The sequence below is a fragment of the Mycobacterium sp. smrl_JER01 genome (assembly GCF_048513595.2).
In the GTDB taxonomy this organism is placed as follows: domain Bacteria; phylum Actinomycetota; class Actinomycetes; order Mycobacteriales; family Mycobacteriaceae; genus Mycobacterium.
In genome coordinates this window covers 2,596,903-2,613,179 of sequence record NZ_JBLXXK020000001.1, presented here as the reverse complement: position 1 = coordinate 2,613,179, position 16,277 = coordinate 2,596,903, and the positions used below count along the sequence as shown (strand labels likewise).

The following is a 16,277-nucleotide window of genomic DNA, read 5'->3' as shown; positions in this document are numbered from 1 at the left end:
ACACCTGCTTGCGCAGGTGTTATCAGGCGCGGGTCAGTTCGAAGAGCGGGATGGCGCGGTCGGTGTTGGCTTGGTACTCACCGAATACCGGCGCCATCTGCACGATGCGCCGATAGACCATCTCCCGCTCGTCCCCAGGCAGCTCGCGGACGACGACTTCGTAGGCGTCGGTGCCGATCTCGATGTAGGCCCTCGGGTGTGCCCGCAGATTGTGCACCCACGCGGGGTGTTTGGGGGCTCCCGCATACGACCCGACGATCACCATCTTGTCGTCGATCATCAGATAGGCCAGCGGGGACAGCCGCGAGGTTCCCGACTTCGCGCCCGTAGTGTGCAGCAGCAGCAGGGTGGAGCCTTCGAAGGGTCCGCCGACCTTGCCGCCATTGGCACGGAACTCCTCGACAACGTTGCGGTTGAAGGCGTCGAGCGCCGCGGCGTCGGCGATCAGCGTGTCCTTGTCCGGCGTGCTGCTGCCGTCGGGCGCGCTCACGGCTTGTCCAGTTTCTCGGGCCTGACGTCAATCCCGGACTCCTTGCGCTGCGCGGCGGTGATCGGGGCCGGCGCGTCGGTCAGCGGGTCGACACCACCCCCGGATTTCGGGAAGGCGATCACTTCCCGGATCGAATCCAGTCCGGCCAGCAGCGCCACGATCCGGTCCCAGCCGAACGCGATACCGCCATGCGGCGGAGCGCCGAAAGTGAAGGCATCCAACAGGAATCCGAACTTGTCGCGTGCTTCGTCGTGGTCGATGCCCATCATCGCGAAGACCCGTTCCTGGACGTCACTGCGATGGATACGGATCGAGCCGCCACCGATCTCGTTGCCGTTGCAGACGATGTCGTAGGCGTCGGCCATCGCCGATCCCGGGTCGGTGTCGAACGTCGTCACGGACTCCGGCTTCGGTGCGGTGAACGCATGGTGTGCCGCCGTCCAGGCCCCGGAGCCGACTGCGACGTCCCCGGACGCGGTGGCCTCGTCGGCGGGCTCGAAGAGCGGCCAGTCCACCACCCAGGTGAACGCCCATGCCGTCGGGTCGATCATGTCGAGACGCTTGGCGACCTCGATGCGGGTGGCGCCCAGCAACGCTCGCGCCGCCTTGGTCGGCCCGGCGGAGAAGAACACACAGTCGCCCGGGCTCGCGCCGACGTGTGCGGCCAACCCCGCACGCTCGGCGTCGGACAGGTTTTTGGCGACCGGCCCGGCGAGCTCCCCGTCCTCGCCGACCAGCACGTAGGCCAGCCCCTTGTGTCCGCGCTGTTTGGCGAACTCCTGCCAACCGTCGAGCGTGCGGCGCGGCTGTGACGCGCCGCCCGGCATGACGACCGCGCCCACATAGGGGGCCTGGAACACCCGGAACGGCGTATCGGAGAAGTACTCGGTGCACTCCACCAGCTCCAGACCGAACCGCATATCGGGCTTGTCGGAGCCGAACCGGCGCATCGCGTCGGCGTAGCTGATCCGCGGCAACGGCAACGGCAGGTCGTAACCGATCAGCGCCCAGATGGCCTGGAGTATCTGCTCGGAGACCGCGATGACATCGTCGGCCTCGACGAAGCTCATCTCCATGTCGAGCTGGGTGAACTCGGGCTGGCGGTCGGCGCGGAAGTCCTCGTCGCGGTAACACCGCGCGATCTGGTAATAGCGTTCCATCCCGGCGACCATCAGCAGCTGTTTGAACAGCTGAGGGCTCTGCGGCAGCGCATAGAACGAGCCGGGCTGCAGCCGTGCGGGCACCAGGAAATCACGGGCGCCCTCAGGTGTGGAGCGCGTCAGCGTGGGCGTCTCGATCTCGACGAAGTCGTGTTCGGCCAGCACAGCGCGCGCTGCCGCGTTCACCTTCGACCGGAGCCGGATCGCGTTGCCGGGGACTTCCCGGCGCAGGTCGAGGTAGCGGTACTTCAGCCGGGCCTCCTCGCCCGCGGTCTCGTCGAGCTGGAACGGCAATGCTGCGCTCTCCCCGAGCACAGTCAGCTCGGTGGCGTTCACCTCCACCTCACCGGTGGCGATCTCCGGGTTGGCGTTGCCCTCCGGGCGGATCTCGACGACCCCGGTGACGGAGACGCAGAACTCCGAGCGCAACCGATGCGCCTGGGCGAGCACCTCCCCCTCCCGGAACACCACCTGCGCCACACCAGGACCGGTTCCCCGATCGTCGGCTGCGGAGAAACCGTCACGCAGATCGATGAAGATGACGCCACCGTGGTCGCGACGGCGCGCCACCCAACCGGCCAGCGTCACCGTCTGACCGGCGTCGGCAGGCCGCAATGAACCGGCGGTGCGGGTGCGCAGCACGAAGTACTCCTAGTCTCGCGGTGGGTTGCGAAGTAGACAGACGACAGCTCAGTCTAGAGGTCGAGGTCGCGGCACCGGACAGACCTGCGGGGCGGGGTCGAGGGTGTCGAGATCGACCTTGGCCACCAGCACACCGACGTGGCCAGGCTGACCAGTCACCATGGCCTAATGTGTATGGTCATGCATTCTTGTCAGCGGGTGGGCCTGGATTTCCTCGACACCGCCCCGTACCGCTTCGTCAGCACCGTGGACCTGGCCATCACCGCACAGCAGCTGTTCGACGTCCTCGCCGATGAGACCTCCTGGCCGCGCTGGGCCAGCGTGATCACCCGCGTCACGTGGACGACTCCGGAACCCCGCGGCGTCGGAACGACCCGCACCGTCGACATGCGCGGCGGCATCACCGGAGCCGAGGAGTTCCTGGCCTGGGAGCCGTTCACGCGCATGGCGTTCCGCTTCAACGAAGTGAACACGTCGAGCATCTCGGCGTTCGCCGAGGATTACCGGATCGTGCCCACCGCCGACGGGTGCCACCTCACCTGGATCATGGCGCTCCAACCTCACGGTCCGGCCGGGCGCGCGGGGCTGACCCTCGGGAAACCCGTGATGGCATGGCTGTTCCAGCGCTTCCTGCGCAACCTGAGGCGCTACACCGACGAGCGGTTCGGGCTGCGATGACCGCTCGGCCTACCGGTCTGCGGTCAGTACACCGCCGCCCACGCTGACCGTCGCTCCCGATCCGGGTCCGGCGCCAGTACGTCACGAGTCGAGGTGATCAGACGGGTCAGTCGTTCCTCGATCTCGTAGAGCGGCCAGTGTTCGTCGTCGACATCGACGGACTCGCGGGCGAAATCCAGCCACGCCCGCTGCATCCGGCGCCCGACACCCGGTTGCACACGCCGCCCCAGCGGATGCAGTTTGCGCCCGATGAAGGACTCGTAGCTGTGGTGGATGTGCACGATCTCGCTGCCGTGCGTGGCGCCCAGCCCCAGCAGGCGCAGACTGAGTCCGAAGTGATCGAAACGGTACATCCGGGTCGGCGCGATACGGCTGTAGGCATCGGCGAACGCCCAGGTCGGCCCGCCGAACATGGCGTCGGAGCCCAACGCGACCAACGCGCTTCGCCGTGGGTATGCCGGGTAGGCGCGCAGCACATCCTGACGAGCGTGCGGCGCCACCCGATCGAAGTACGCGTCGATCGAGGTCTTGGTGGTGGGCAACATCGGCGGTTTCGTCCAGGCGAACATCGACGCCTCATGGCTGTTGGTGCCGATGATCAGCGGCACCCCGGATGTCCGACCGGCACGCGCGGCGTCGACGGGGTGCCGCGGCAACAGGTCGGTGCCATAGGTGAGCCCGTAGGCCAATGTCGGGGTGTTCGATGCGCTCTTGAGCTGAAGGATGCCCGCCGCCCGGCGCAGCTGACGCTGCGGCAGCGTTTTCACCTCGGTGGCGTCGACGTCGAGCCGACGCAGGAACTCGTGGGCGTTGGCGGCGCGGAACTCGCGGTCGGCGATCAGCGGTAGCGCCGGGCTTTGCGCGATGGCCCGGTGGAACAACGTCGCCGCCGGCGGTGCCGCCATCAAGGCCAGCACCGAGGTCGCGCCTGCGGACTCCCCGAACACCGTGACCCGGTCGGGATCTCCACCGAACGCGGCGATGTTCTCCCGCACCCACTGCAACGCCGCGATCTGGTCGCGCAATGCCAGATTGTCGTCGAAGCCGGTCCCGAGATCGCTCAACTCGAATCCGCCGAACACCCCGATCCGGTAAGTGAGGTTGACGACCACGACGTTGCCGTTGGCCGCCAGCCGGGAACCGTTGTACAGCTGGAACTGCCCGGCGCCATAGACGAAGGCGCCGCCAGGAATCCACACCATCACCGGCAGCGACGCGGTGGTGTCCGGGGACCACACCGTCAGCGTCAAGCAGGCCTCGTCGCGCACCTTCGGATCGTCGCGCCCACCACCGACGAACGACTTGCTCTGCGGCGGCAAAGGGCCGTGGCTACGCGCATCGCGCACCCCGGTCCACGGCTTGAGCGGCTCGGGGGCCTGAAAGCGCCGCTCCCCGACGGGCTGCTCGGCGTAGGGCACACCACGCCACACACCGATGCCCGCCTCGATTTCGCCGCGCAGGGCGCCCGACGGGGTGGTCAGGACAGTGGGATCTCCGGCGACGACGGCCACGAGACAAATCGTAGTGTGCGAAGCTGGACCGGCACCGGCGTCAGGTGACCGGCCGAAGCACACGGAGGTGGCGCGATGACCTTCAACGAAGGCATGCGAATCGACACCAGCACCACATCGACCAGCAGCGGTGGGGGCCGCGGTCCCGGTCGGGGCATCGCCGTCGGAGGTGGCCTCGGTGGCCTGCTGATCGTGGTGGTGGCCCTGTTCCTGGGCGTCGATCCGGGCACTGTCCTCCAGCAGCAGCCACCGATGGACACCCAGGCGGTGGAGGCGCCGGGCTTCGATCTGAGCCAGTGCAGAACCGGTGCCGACGCCAACAACATCGTGCAGTGCCGCGTGGTGGCCACCGGGAACTCCCTCGACGGTGTGTGGACGCAGCTGATGCCCGGCTACACCCGCCCCAAGATGGAGTTGTTCACCAACGGCGTCCAGACCTCCGGATGCGGCTTCGCCAGCAGCGAGGTCGGTCCGTTCTACTGCCCCGTCGACCAGACCGCCTACTTCGACACCGGCTTCTTCGACGTCCTGCGCGACCAGTTCGGTTCCAGCGGTGGACCGTTCGCCGAAGAGTACGTCGTCGCCCACGAGTTCGGCCACCATGTGCAGAACCTGCAGGGAGTACTGGGCCGCGCCCAGCAGGATCCGACGGGCCCCACCGGCGGTGGGGTGCGCACCGAACTCCAGGCCGACTGCTACGCCGGAGTGTGGGCGCACTACGCGGCCGTCACCAAGCAGGAGGGTACCGATGTGCCGTTCCTGGAACCCCTGAGCGACAAGGACATCGCTGACGCGCTGTCGGCGGCGTCCGCGGTCGGCGACGACCGCATCCAGGAAGCGGCGACGGGACGGGTCAGCCCGGAGTCGTGGACCCACGGTTCCTCGGCGCAACGGCAGAAGTGGTTCACCACCGGCTACCAGAGCGGTGACCCGAACCAATGCGACACCTTCACGACGAATAACCTTGGCTAGGGCCACCACCGCCGTCGACGCGGTCGCCGAGCGCTACCTGGAGAACTCCGCTGCGCTGGACCCGTGCGCAGCCACCGAATCCGGTATCTCCGGATACGACGACGAGATCACCGACTACTCCCCCGATGGAGTGCGGGCACGGGCCGACGCCGCCCGCGCCGCAATGCGCGAACTCGAGAGCGCCGAGCCCGCCGACAGTGTCGACGAGGTCACCGTCGCCGCGATGCGCGAACGTCTGGGCGTACTCGTCGAATTGCACGACAGCGGACTCGATCTCGGTGAACTCAACGTCATCGCCTCGCCGCTGCAGACCATGCGCGACGTGTTCGATCTGATGCCGAGCGCCACCGCGGACGACTGGGCGATCATCGACCGCAGGTTGAGCCGGATTCCCGAGCGGGTCGCCGGATACGCCGATGCGTTGCGCGCCTCGGCGGCACACGGTCGGGCGCCGGCCGCACGTCAGGTGCGCCGGGGCGTCCAGCAAGCGGCTCAGAACGCCGAGTTGTTCATCGGCATGGTCGCCGAGGCCCCCGACCATCCGGCCCTACGGGACCAACTGCGCACCCACGCCGAAGACGCCGCGAATGCCTACGCGTCTCTGGGCACCGTGCTCAGGGACGAGATCGGCCCGCACGCCAAGGCCTCCGACGGGTGTGGACGTGACGACTATCACCTGCTGTCACGGTCCTTCCTCGGTGCTGCAGTCGATTTCGACGAAGCCTATGCCTGGGGACTGGACCAGCTCGAGGGCATCGTCGCCGAACAGGACGCGATCGCCGACCGGCTCTACCCGGGTACGTCGGCGGCCGAGGCGTTACGCCGACTCGACGGCGAGGAACGCTACCTCGTCCACGGCACCGATGCGCTGCAGCGCTGGATGCAGGAGCTCTCCGACCGCGCCGTCGACGCGCTGGCCGACCGGCACTTCGACATCGCCGCACCACTGCGGCGGCTGGAGTGCCGGATCGCGCCGACCCACACCGGCGGGATCTACTACACCGGCCCGTCGGAGGATCTGTCCCGCCCTGGCCGGATGTGGTGGTCGGTGCCGCGGGGGGTCACCACCTTTCACACCTGGCAGGAGACCACCACGGTGTTCCACGAAGGGGTACCGGGCCATCACCTGCAGATCGGTCGGGCGGTGGTGCTGGCCGATCAACTCAACCGTTGGCGCCGGCTGGGATGCTGGGTGTCCGGCCACGGTGAGGGCTGGGCGTTGTATGCCGAGCGGCTGATGGCCGAGCTGGGCTGGTTGGAGGACGCCGGCAACCGGATGGGAATGCTCGACGCCCAGCGGTTCCGGGCCGCACGCGTGGTCATCGACATCGGCGTGCACTGCGGGATGACCTCCCCCGACGGCGGTATCTGGGACGCCCACCGGGCCTGGACCTTCCTGCAGGCCCACAGCGCGATGGCCGAGGAGAACCTGCGGTTCGAATTGGACCGCTACCTCGGCTGGCCCGGCCAGGCGCCGTCGTATGCGATCGGACAGCGGATCTGGCAACAACTGCGCGACGAGATGATCACCCGCGGTGTGCCGCTCAAGGAGTTCCACAGTCGCGCACTGGATCTGGGCGGCCTACCGCTGGACGTGCTCAGATCGGCGCTACTGGGCGACCAGCCCCCGCCGGCCTATGCCGTCGACACGGCCGCGCCGTCGCGGTCGGCCGGACGCGGTCAGACCTGATCGGGATCAGAACAGCGTCGGCTGCAACGGCGCGGGGATCGCGGCGCGGACCGGCCGGGCAGGGCTCATCCGCGACCCGCCCGTCAAACCGTGCCGGGCCAACAAGGGCGCCGCCCGGCGGGCCAACTCGGCGCGGTACTCGGCGGGCAGATAAGCCCCCTGCCGATACAGCCGCCGGTAGTCCCCGACCAGGTGCGGATAGGTGCGCGCCAACCAGTCCATGAACCAACCGCGGGTGCTCCCCCGCAGATGCAGACCGAACACCGTCGCGCTGGTCGCGCCGGCCGCGGCTATCCGCCCGAACAGGTCGTCGAGGTGATCCTGGGAGTCGGTCAGCCCTGGCAGCACCGGGGCCACCATCACGTGGCAGTCCAGTCCGGCCGAACGGATCGCCGAGATCAGGGTGAGCCGCGCCTCGGGGGTCGGCGTTCCGGGCTCCACCAGACTGTGCACCTCGGGATCGCCGACGGCCAGCGACACCGCAACACTGACCTCGACCACCCGGGCCGCCTCCACCAGCAGCGGTAGATCGCGGCGCAGCAACGTGCCCTTGGTGAGGATCGAGAAACCCGTCCCGAAGTCGGTGAGTGCACCGATGATGCCCGGCATCAGCGCATACCGCCCCTCAGCACGCTGATACGGATCCGTATTCGTGCCCAGCGCAACGGTTTCCCGCGTCCACGAGGGCCGACGGAGTTCACGGCGCAGCACGTCGGCGACGTTGGTCTTCACCACCACCTGGGTGTCGAAATCCCGCCCGCAGTCGAATTCCAGATACTCGTGGGTGGGCCTGGCAAAACAGTAACGGCAGGCGTGTGAGCACCCGCGGTAACCGTTGACGGTGTAGCGGAAGGGAAGAACGGAGGACCGCTCCGGGATCTTGTTCAACGCCGACTTACAGAGCACCTCGTGGAACGTGATTCCGTCGAATTGCGGGGTACGTACGCTGCGGATCAAACCGATACGCTGCAGGCCGGGCAGCGCACCGTCGTCGACGTCGACACCTTGACCCGCCCAGCGCATACCCTATGCGAACATACGTTCGATGGCGAGTCAAGCACCGCTGACCGCTGCATCCACCATACCCTCGGGGTGGGGGCTTGCGGCAAGGCCGGGGTGAGGGCGCAGAATCGCACCCTCGGCGCAGAACATGAAGGGGCACATGTCAACTCAGTACGAGGATGAACTTCGGTCCGAACGTGGATACGTCGACGGGCTGTACCGCCGGCTGGACGCCGAGCGCGCCCGGGTGAAAGCCAGGTACGCCGCAGCGCTGCGCAGCCCGGTCGACAAACAGAGCGGAGCGACGCTGGTCGCCCGCGACGCCGAGGTGCGGGCGACGGCGGCGCAGATGGACCGACTCAACGTGGCCGACCACGGGCTGTGCTTCGGCAGGCTCGACAGCCTCTCCGGCGACCACCACTACATCGGTCGCATCGGACTCCTCGACGACCAGCACGAACCGTTGCTGCTGGACTGGCGCGCACCCGCGGCCCGACCGTTCTACACCGCGACCGGCGCCAACCCGGAGAGCATGCGTCGGCGCCGGCAGTTCCACAGTCTCGGACGCCGCCTTCTCGACTTCACCGATGAGGTGTTCGGCCGGCCGGCCGCCGAGGACGCCGGAGAACAGCCCGGCGCCTCCAGCGACGTGGCCCTGCTGGCCGCGGTCAACGCACCGCGGGGCGACGGCATGCGCGACATCGTCGCCACCATTCAGGCCGAGCAGGACGCGATCATCCGGCTGGACCATCCCGGGGTACTGGTCATCGAGGGCGGCCCGGGTACCGGCAAGACGGTGGTTGCGTTGCACCGCGTTGCGTATCTGCTCTACACCCAGCGCAAACGCATGGAGAGCCACGGTGTTCTGGTCGTCGGCCCGAACGCGGCGTTTCTCCGGCACATCGGCCGGGTGCTGCCGTCGCTCGGGGAGACCAATGTGGTGTTCACGACCACCGGGGATCTGGTGCCGGGACTGCACGTCACCGCCGAAGACACCCCGGCCGCGGCCCGGGTCAAGGGCTCGCTGGGGATGCTCGACATCCTGCGGGCGGCGGTCGCCGACCGGCAGCGCGCTCCGGAGGATCCGGTGCCGATCGACCTGTCCGATGTATCCGTGAGCATTGGAGCCGACATCGCGCAGTGGGCGATCCAGGAGGCACGCGCAAGCGAGCAGCCGCACAACGATGCTCGCGCGGTCTTCGTCGATGTCGTCACCTGGGCACTCACCGAACGGGCGATCGCCAAGATCGGCCGGGGTTGGCTGACCCGCGACGACCGGGCCGCCTGGGAACATCTGCGTGCCGATCTGCTCGACGAACTCGAAGACCATGCCGGCTTCAAGGCCGCGCTCGATCGACTCTGGCCGGTGCTGACCCCCGAACAGCTTCTGGCCGAGCTCTATTCATCGCGCGAACGGCTGCGCGCCGCAGGCGCCGATCCGGTGCTGCACCGTGCCGACGGCCCGGCGTGGACGGTGTCGGATGTCCCACTGCTCGACGAACTGGTCGATCTGCTGGGCCGTGACAGATCCGGTGAGGAGGCCGCCGAACGGGAACGCCGCGAGGAGGCCGCCTACGCCGCCGGCGTGCTCGACCTCATGGTCGACCGTGAAGACCTCATGGAGGACGAGGATCTGCTGCTGGCGCGCGACGTGATCGGTGCGGACGAACTCGCCGAACGATTCCTCGAACGAGACACCCGCGACCTCGCCGAACGCGCGGCCGCCGACCGTGACTGGACCTACGGGCACGTCGTCGTCGACGAGGCCCAGGAACTCTCCCCGATGGACTGGCGGGTGTTGATGCGCCGGTGCCCGAGCCGATCGTTCACCATGGTCGGAGATCTCGCCCAGCGCCGGTCTGCGGCCGGCGCAACGTCCTGGGACGCGGTTCTCCAGCCGTACGTGCCGGACCGCTGGGCGTACCGGACACTGACGGTGAACTACCGCACGCCGGCAGAGATCATGGCCGTGGCCGCGGCGGTGTTGGCCGAGTTCAATCCCGGCGTCCGGCCGCCGGAGTCGGTGCGGTCCACCGGGGTGGCGCCCTGGTCCCGGTCGGTTGCCGACGACGAATTGGCCACCGCCGTCCAGGAATTCCTCCGCGAGGAGGCCGATCGGGACGGCACCAGCGTCGTCATCGGGCCCGCCGATGTCCCCGGTGCGTTGGCACCGACGCAGACCAAAGGCCTGGAGTTCGACGCCGTACTGGTCGTGCACCCGGACCGCATCCTCGCCGAGGGGCCGCACGGGGCGGCCGACCTGTACGTTGCGCTGACCCGCGCGACGCAACGCCTCGGGGTACTGCACCGCGAGTCACTGGCCACGCCGCTGACCGGCCTGGTCGCGCGCTGACCCCGCCGGCGATTGCGGTCACCGCCGGCGAGGAGTCAGCCGCGAGGGCTCACCACCGGCCGAGCTGGCAGCGCACGTTGTAGGGGTCGTCGTGCTGGGTGAGGACCTGGCCGTCGACCGCGATGTCGCAATGCGCGTTCGGTGCGGCCTGCCCACCGCGGGTAGTGCTGCTCACCTGGAGAATCGCCCAGTTGGGATCTTCCAGGGTGGTTTCGAACACCCACGGCACACCCGGTGCCAGGTTCACCTTTTCGCGCTTGGCGAAGGCGTAGGCATCGGCGTTGAACGCCTCCATGCTCGGCGGCTGGCTGGTCAGATAGAAGAGATCGAACTCGTAGGCCCCTGCCGAGACGAGCGTGTAGCGGACCTGCTGGCCCTCCTGGGCGCTCGCGGTCGCCGGGCTGACCATTCCCGCGGCGGCCATCAACGCCGCCGCTCCGAGTGCCGCTCCCACCTTGGTTGTCGCTGTTCGCATGTTGGTCACATCGCCGGACCGTACCCGATCGTTACCTCTCGGTCCGGAGCACCATCGCCGCCAGGGTTAACGGCAAACCAACCCGAGGTTGCTGCAACAGGTTAACGTGCCCGTCACACCCAGACATTTCGCAGAAACACGGGCGCTCTAACGTCCGCATTCGACACCGGGACGGTGTTGAAACCTGCCTTTGTAGAGCGTTCTGAAGTACTCCCAACCCGGCAGCTCATCAGCGGATGAAGACCGCCGGCCGTCAGAGAGGCCGTCCATGCAACAACCCCGCCGACAGCGAGTGAAACGATCCGCGCAGACCGCAGGCATCGTGGTGGCAGCGGCGAGCCTGCTTCTAGCCGGCTGCGGCAACCGAGCGACCGAGACAGACGCAGCAAATGCCGAGTCCTGTGTGGACACTTCCGGCGACACCATCAAGGTGGGCGCGCTGAACTCGCTGTCGGGCACCATGGCGATCTCCGAGGTCACCGTTCGCAACGCCATCGACCTGGCCGTCGAGCAGATCAACGCCGACGGCGGCGTGTTGGGCAAGCAGATCCAGCTCGTCGGCGAAGACGGCGCGTCCGAACCCACAGTGTTCGCCGAAAAGGCCGAGAAGCTGATCAGCAGCGACTGCGTTGCCGCGGTGTTCGGTGGCTGGACCTCGTCGAGCCGCAAGGCCATGCTGCCGGTGTTCGAAAGCGCGAACTCGCTGCTGTACTACCCGGTGCAGTACGAAGGCCTGGAGGCCTCCCCCAACATCTTCTACACCGGCGCGACCACCAATCAGCAGATCGTCCCCGCGCTGGACTACCTCAAAGAACAGGGCGTGACGTCGCTCTATCTGGTCGGCAGCGACTATGTCTTCCCACAGACCGCCAACCGCATCATCAAGGCCTACGCCGAAGCCAACGGCATCGAGATCAAGGGTGAGGACTACACACCACTGGGTTCCACGGACTTCTCGACAATCGTGAACAAGGTGCGCACCGCCGACGCCGACGCGGTGTTCAACACCCTCAACGGTGATTCGAACGTGGCGTTCTTCCGCGAGTACCGCAACGTCGGCCTGACGCCACAGGACATGCCGGTGGTCTCGGTGTCGATCGCCGAGGAAGAGGTCGGCGGCATCGGCGTGCAGAACATCACCGGACAACTCACCGCGTGGGATTACTACCAGACCATCGACACGCCGGTGAACAAGGAGTTCGTCGAGGCCTACAAGGCCAAGTACGGGGCCGACAAGCCGACCTCGGACCCGATGGAGGCGGCCTACGTGTCGGTCTACCTGTGGAAGAACACCGTCGAGAAGGCACAGTCCTTCGACGTCGCGGCAATTCAGGACAACGCCGACGGGGTCACGTTCGAGGCACCGGAAGGTCTGGTGACCATCGACGGGGAGAACCACCACATCACCAAGACCGCCCGCATCGGTGAGATCCGCCCCGACGGCCTGATCTACACGATCTGGGAATCGCCCGGCCCGATCGAGCCGGACCCGTTCCTGAAGTCCTACCCGTGGGCAGCCGGATTGTCCGGCTAGCTGCGCGGCGAGCCAAGCGACAGGAACCTCTCTGTTCATGGATGCTGTAATCGGGCAGCTGGCAACGGGATTGAGCCTCGGCTCGATCCTGTTGCTGGCGGCGCTGGGGTTGTCTTTGACGTTCGGCCAGATGGGCGTGATCAACATGGCCCACGGCGAGTTCATCATGGCCGGTTGCTACACCGCCTACGTGGTGCAGCAGATCGTCTCGAGTGCCGGTGTGTCACTGATCATCTCGCTGGTTCTCGGGTTCTTCATCGGCGGCGCCATGGGCGCGCTGCTGGAGGTGACGCTGATTCAACGGATGTATGCGCGGCCATTGGACACGTTGTTGGTGACGTTCGGTGTCGGGCTGATCCTGCAGCAGGTCGCCCGTGACATCTTCGGCGCGCCGGCGGTGAACGTGGTTGCCCCGGAGTGGTTGTCCGGCGGTATGGAGATCTTCGGCGCTGTGGTGCCCAAGACCCGCATCTTCATCCTGGTCCTGGCCGTGGTGTGCGTCGCGGTGCTGGCTGCCGTCCTCAAGGTCAGTCCGATGGGACGGCGCATCAGAGCGGTGGTGCAGAACCGTGATCTCGCTGAGACCAGCGGCATCTCGTCCCGAAAGACCGACATCACCACGTTCTTCATCGGCTCGGGTCTGGCCGCGGTGGCCGGTGTGGCACTGACCCTGATCGGGTCCACCAGCCCCACCATCGGTCAGAGTTACCTGATCGACGCCTTCCTGGTGGTGGTCGTCGGGGGGCTCGGTCAGATCAAGGGCACCGTCATCGCGGCGTTCACACTCGGCTTCCTGAACTCGTTCATCGAGTACAACACCACCGCGTCACTGGCCAAGGTGATCGTCTTCGTGATCATCGTGATCTTTCTGCAGGCACGTCCGCAAGGGCTGTTCACGGTTCGGACAAGGAGTCTCGTATGAGGGCCCTGTTAGGCCGCTGGCAGACCTGGGCCGGGTTCGGCGTCGCCGCACTGGTGCTCTTCGTGATCGCACCGGCGGTGCTGTCGGACTTCCGGCTCAGCCTGCTCGGCAAGTTCCTGTGCTTTGCGATCGTCGCGGTCGGCATCGGTTTGGCCTGGGGCCGCGGCGGAATGCTGGTGCTGGGCCAGGGTGTGTTCTTCGGACTCGGCGGTTACATGATGGCGATGCACCTCAAGGTCGCCGACGCCGCGCTGGCCGGCGATGCGGTGCCGGACTTCATGCAGATCCAGGGCATCCGCGAATTGCCCGCTTACTGGACGCCTTTCGCGTCGCCGGCGCTGACCCTGGTCGCGATCGTGGTGGTACCGACGGGTATAGCCGCCGCGCTGGGGTTCGGCGTGTTCAAGCGCAAGGTCAAGGGCGCCTACTTCGCCATCCTGTCCCAGGCGCTGGCCGCGGCGCTGGCCATCCTGTTGGTCGGCCAGACCAGCCTGGGCGGCTCCAACGGGCTCAACAGGTTCCGCACCTTCTTCGGGTTCACCCTCAGCGACCCGGTGAATCGGCGGATGCTGTACTTCATCGCCGCGGCGGTGCTGCTGATCGTCGTCGCGGTGGTGCGTCAGCTGATGCAGAGCCGTTACGGCGAGCTGCTGGTGGCGGTGCGAGACGGTGAGGAACGCGTCCGCTTCCTGGGCTACGACCCCGCCAACATCAAGGTGGTGGCCTACAGTGTGGCCGCGCTGTTCGCCAGTATCGCCGGGGCGCTGTTCGCTCCGATCGTCGGGTTCATCGCACCGTCGCAGGTCGGAATCCTGCCGTCCATCGCGTTCCTGATCGGCGTCGCGATCGGCGGGCGCACCACCCTGCTGGGCCCGGTGCTCGGCGCCATCGGTGTGGCGTGGGCACAAACGCTGTTCTCGGAACGCTTTCCTTCCGAATGGACCTACGCCCAGGGCCTGCTGTTCATCATCGTCGTCGGGTTCTTCCCCGCCGGGCTGGCCGGACTCGGGGTGCTGCTCAAGCGTCGCCGCAGGGCCCGATCCGAACCAGCACCGGAGAAGGCCGCCGATCCCGATCCCGATTCCGAGAAGGTGGGTACCGCGTCATGACCGACGCCGATGCGAGGACAGCGGGTAGGGAGCCCGCAGAGGGCGGCAACGCCGGAATGGGCGCCCAGTACCTCGAAGTCCGCGGTCTGACTGTGGATTTCGACGGCTTCAAGGCGGTCAGCGACGTCGACCTGACGCTGTTCCAGGGCGACCTGCGTTTCCTGATCGGTCCCAACGGCGCGGGCAAGACGACGGTGATCGACGCCATCACCGGGTTGGTGGGCGCGACCGGTTCGGTGAACAAATCCGGCGTGGAACTACTCGGCAAGAAGGTGCACCAGATCGCCCGGCGCGGAGTCGGCCGGACCTTCCAGACCGCGAGCGTGTTCGAACAGCTGACCGTCCTGCAGAACCTCGACATCGCCGCGGGCGCGGGTCGTTCGGCGTGGACACTACTGCGGCGCAGACGCGGTGTGCTCCCGGCGATCGAACAGGCGCTGCACACCATCGGGCTGACCCATCTCGCCGACAAGCCCGCCGGGGTACTCGCCCACGGGCAGAAACAGTGGCTGGAGATCGGCATGCTGCTGGTCCAGAACGCCGACGTGCTGCTGCTCGACGAGCCGGTGGCGGGCATGAGCACCGAGGAGCGCGAGGAGACCGGAAACCTGTTGCGGCGCATCGGTGCCGAGCGCACCGTGGTGGTGGTCGAACACGACATGGACTTCATGCGCGCGTTCGCGACCTCGGTGACGGTCTTGGCTCGCGGGCAGGTCATCGCGGAGGGCTCGGTCGCCGAGGTGCAGGCCAACCCCAAGGTGCAGGAGGTCTACCTGGGCACCGCAGCGGCCGGCGCCGATGGAATCGAACTGGTCGAGGAGAAGTCCTGATGCTGCAACTGGTCGACGTCCGCACCGGTTACGGACGCAGCGAGGTCATCCACGGGGCCGGCATCGAGGTGCCCTCCGACGGTGTCGCGGCGGTGATGGGCCACAACGGCGCCGGTAAGACCACGCTGCTGCGCGCTGCGGTCGGGCTGCTGAAATGCACGGCGGGCACGGTACTTTTCGACGGCGAGGACATCACCAGGTTGCGACCCAGCGCCCGGGTGGCGCGCGGCCTGGCCTATGTGCCGCAGGGCCAGCAGTCTTTCGGACAGTTGACCACCGCAGAGAACCTGCAGGTGGTCGCCGATGGCCGCAAGAACGGCAAGGCGCTGATCGATGAGCAGCTCGACCTGTTTCCGGCACTCAAGGAGCTGCTCAGCCGGCGGGCGGGTCTGCTCTCCGGTGGCCAACGTCAGCAACTGGCGATCGCCCGTGCACTGATCACCACGCCCAAATGTCTGATTCTCGACGAGCCGACCGAGGGAATCCAACCGTCGGTGGTGCACGAGATCGAAGGGGCGATCACCGCGTTGACCGGCCGCGGCGATCTCGGAGTGCTGCTCGTCGAACAGCACATCGGTTTCGCGCTGGAGTCGGCTCAGCGCTACTACATCCTGGAGGCGGGGCGGATCACTTCCAGCGGCACCGGGGGTTCGGCGTCCGAGGCAGACGTCCGCGCCGCGATGGCCATCTAGCCACAGCGCGCGCACGCCGATATGGCGCGAGCGTGCGTGTCTGCAGCCGCCACGCCGCGGAAATCCCTGCATTTGCGCACGCTCAGCGCGCCGACGGAGGTCTATCGGCGTGGACGGGGCGAGTTCGTCAAGCCCGCCAACGCAGACCAATCGCCGACTTTGTCCCCGGCGATAACGCTCAGCGACCCGTCGGACTCTAGAACCACTGCCGCGATCT

The 16,277-nt window shown here is 67.3% G+C and carries 14 protein-coding genes; 9 read left to right on the top strand and 5 right to left on the bottom strand.

Annotation, left to right across the window (positions count from 1 at the left end):
• Positions 1–22 precede the first annotated feature (22 nt).
• The gene (locus tag ACNUDN_RS12420; protein ID WP_419122225.1) at positions 23–490 is read right to left on the bottom strand and encodes a nitroreductase family deazaflavin-dependent oxidoreductase; all 468 of its coding nucleotides are present in this window, start codon (positions 488–490) and stop codon (positions 23–25) included.
• On the bottom strand, positions 487–2,292 hold the full coding sequence (gene aspS, locus ACNUDN_RS12415) for an aspartate--tRNA ligase (protein WP_419122224.1): 1,806 nt from the start codon (positions 2,290–2,292) through the stop codon (positions 487–489). Before aspS ends, ACNUDN_RS12420 begins: the two co-directional genes overlap by 4 nt.
• Before the next feature lie 174 nt (positions 2,293–2,466).
• On the opposite strand from aspS, the gene ACNUDN_RS12410 reads away from it, so the two are divergent.
• Positions 2,467–2,970, top strand: a complete 504-nt coding sequence (locus ACNUDN_RS12410; protein ID WP_419125130.1) for an SRPBCC family protein — start codon at positions 2,467–2,469, stop codon at positions 2,968–2,970.
• 23 nt (positions 2,971–2,993) lie between these two features.
• Here the strand turns inward: ACNUDN_RS12410 and ACNUDN_RS12405 are convergent, their stop codons facing one another.
• Positions 2,994–4,481, bottom strand: a complete 1,488-nt coding sequence (locus tag ACNUDN_RS12405) for a carboxylesterase/lipase family protein (RefSeq protein ID WP_419122223.1) — start codon at positions 4,479–4,481, stop codon at positions 2,994–2,996.
• A gap of 75 nt (positions 4,482–4,556) precedes the next feature.
• On the opposite strand from ACNUDN_RS12405, the gene ypfJ reads away from it, so the two are divergent.
• Together ypfJ and ACNUDN_RS12395 are read left to right on the top strand one after the other, a co-directional pair.
• Positions 4,557–5,453 carry a KPN_02809 family neutral zinc metallopeptidase gene (ypfJ, locus tag ACNUDN_RS12400; RefSeq protein WP_419122222.1) on the top strand — a complete coding sequence of 299 codons (897 nt, stop codon included), beginning with the start codon at positions 4,557–4,559 and terminating at the stop codon, positions 5,451–5,453.
• On the top strand, positions 5,446–7,143 hold the full coding sequence (locus ACNUDN_RS12395) for a DUF885 domain-containing protein (RefSeq protein ID WP_419122221.1): 1,698 nt from the start codon (positions 5,446–5,448) through the stop codon (positions 7,141–7,143). The genes ypfJ and ACNUDN_RS12395 overlap by 8 nt, the downstream gene beginning before the upstream one ends.
• Before the next feature lie 6 nt (positions 7,144–7,149).
• On the opposite strand, the gene ACNUDN_RS12390 is transcribed toward ACNUDN_RS12395, so the two are convergent.
• Positions 7,150–8,166, bottom strand: coding sequence for an Rv2578c family radical SAM protein (locus ACNUDN_RS12390; RefSeq protein ID WP_419122220.1), 1,017 nt, complete (start codon positions 8,164–8,166; stop codon positions 7,150–7,152).
• A gap of 139 nt (positions 8,167–8,305) precedes the next feature.
• Between ACNUDN_RS12390 and helR the strand changes: the two genes are divergently transcribed.
• The gene (helR, locus tag ACNUDN_RS12385; protein WP_419122219.1) at positions 8,306–10,498 is read left to right on the top strand and encodes an RNA polymerase recycling motor ATPase HelR; all 2,193 of its coding nucleotides are present in this window, start codon (positions 8,306–8,308) and stop codon (positions 10,496–10,498) included.
• Positions 10,499–10,547: 49 nt separating this feature from the next.
• Here the strand turns inward: helR and ACNUDN_RS12380 are convergent, their stop codons facing one another.
• Positions 10,548–10,973, bottom strand: coding sequence for an Rv2576c family protein (locus tag ACNUDN_RS12380; protein ID WP_419122218.1), 426 nt, complete (start codon positions 10,971–10,973; stop codon positions 10,548–10,550).
• A gap of 268 nt (positions 10,974–11,241) precedes the next feature.
• On the opposite strand from ACNUDN_RS12380, the gene urtA reads away from it, so the two are divergent.
• The 5 genes from urtA to urtE are packed head-to-tail and all read left to right on the top strand — an operon-like array spanning position 11,242 to position 16,060.
• A complete protein-coding gene (urtA, locus tag ACNUDN_RS12375) occupies positions 11,242–12,507 on the top strand; it encodes an urea ABC transporter substrate-binding protein (protein ID WP_419122217.1) in 1,266 nt (421 codons plus the stop codon).
• Positions 12,508–12,544: 37 nt separating this feature from the next.
• Positions 12,545–13,429, top strand: coding sequence for an urea ABC transporter permease subunit UrtB (gene urtB / locus ACNUDN_RS12370; RefSeq protein ID WP_419122216.1), 885 nt, complete (start codon positions 12,545–12,547; stop codon positions 13,427–13,429).
• Positions 13,426–14,538 (top strand): urea ABC transporter permease subunit UrtC, encoded by a 1,113-nt coding sequence (gene urtC, locus ACNUDN_RS12365; RefSeq protein WP_419122215.1) that lies wholly within the window; start codon positions 13,426–13,428, stop codon positions 14,536–14,538. The genes urtB and urtC overlap by 4 nt, the downstream gene beginning before the upstream one ends.
• Positions 14,535–15,368 carry an urea ABC transporter ATP-binding protein UrtD gene (gene urtD, locus ACNUDN_RS12360; RefSeq protein ID WP_419122214.1) on the top strand — a complete coding sequence of 278 codons (834 nt, stop codon included), beginning with the start codon at positions 14,535–14,537 and terminating at the stop codon, positions 15,366–15,368. The genes urtC and urtD overlap by 4 nt, the downstream gene beginning before the upstream one ends.
• Positions 15,368–16,060 (top strand): urea ABC transporter ATP-binding subunit UrtE, encoded by a 693-nt coding sequence (gene urtE / locus ACNUDN_RS12355; protein ID WP_419122213.1) that lies wholly within the window; start codon positions 15,368–15,370, stop codon positions 16,058–16,060. The genes urtD and urtE overlap by 1 nt, the downstream gene beginning before the upstream one ends.
• Positions 16,061–16,277 lie beyond the last annotated feature (217 nt).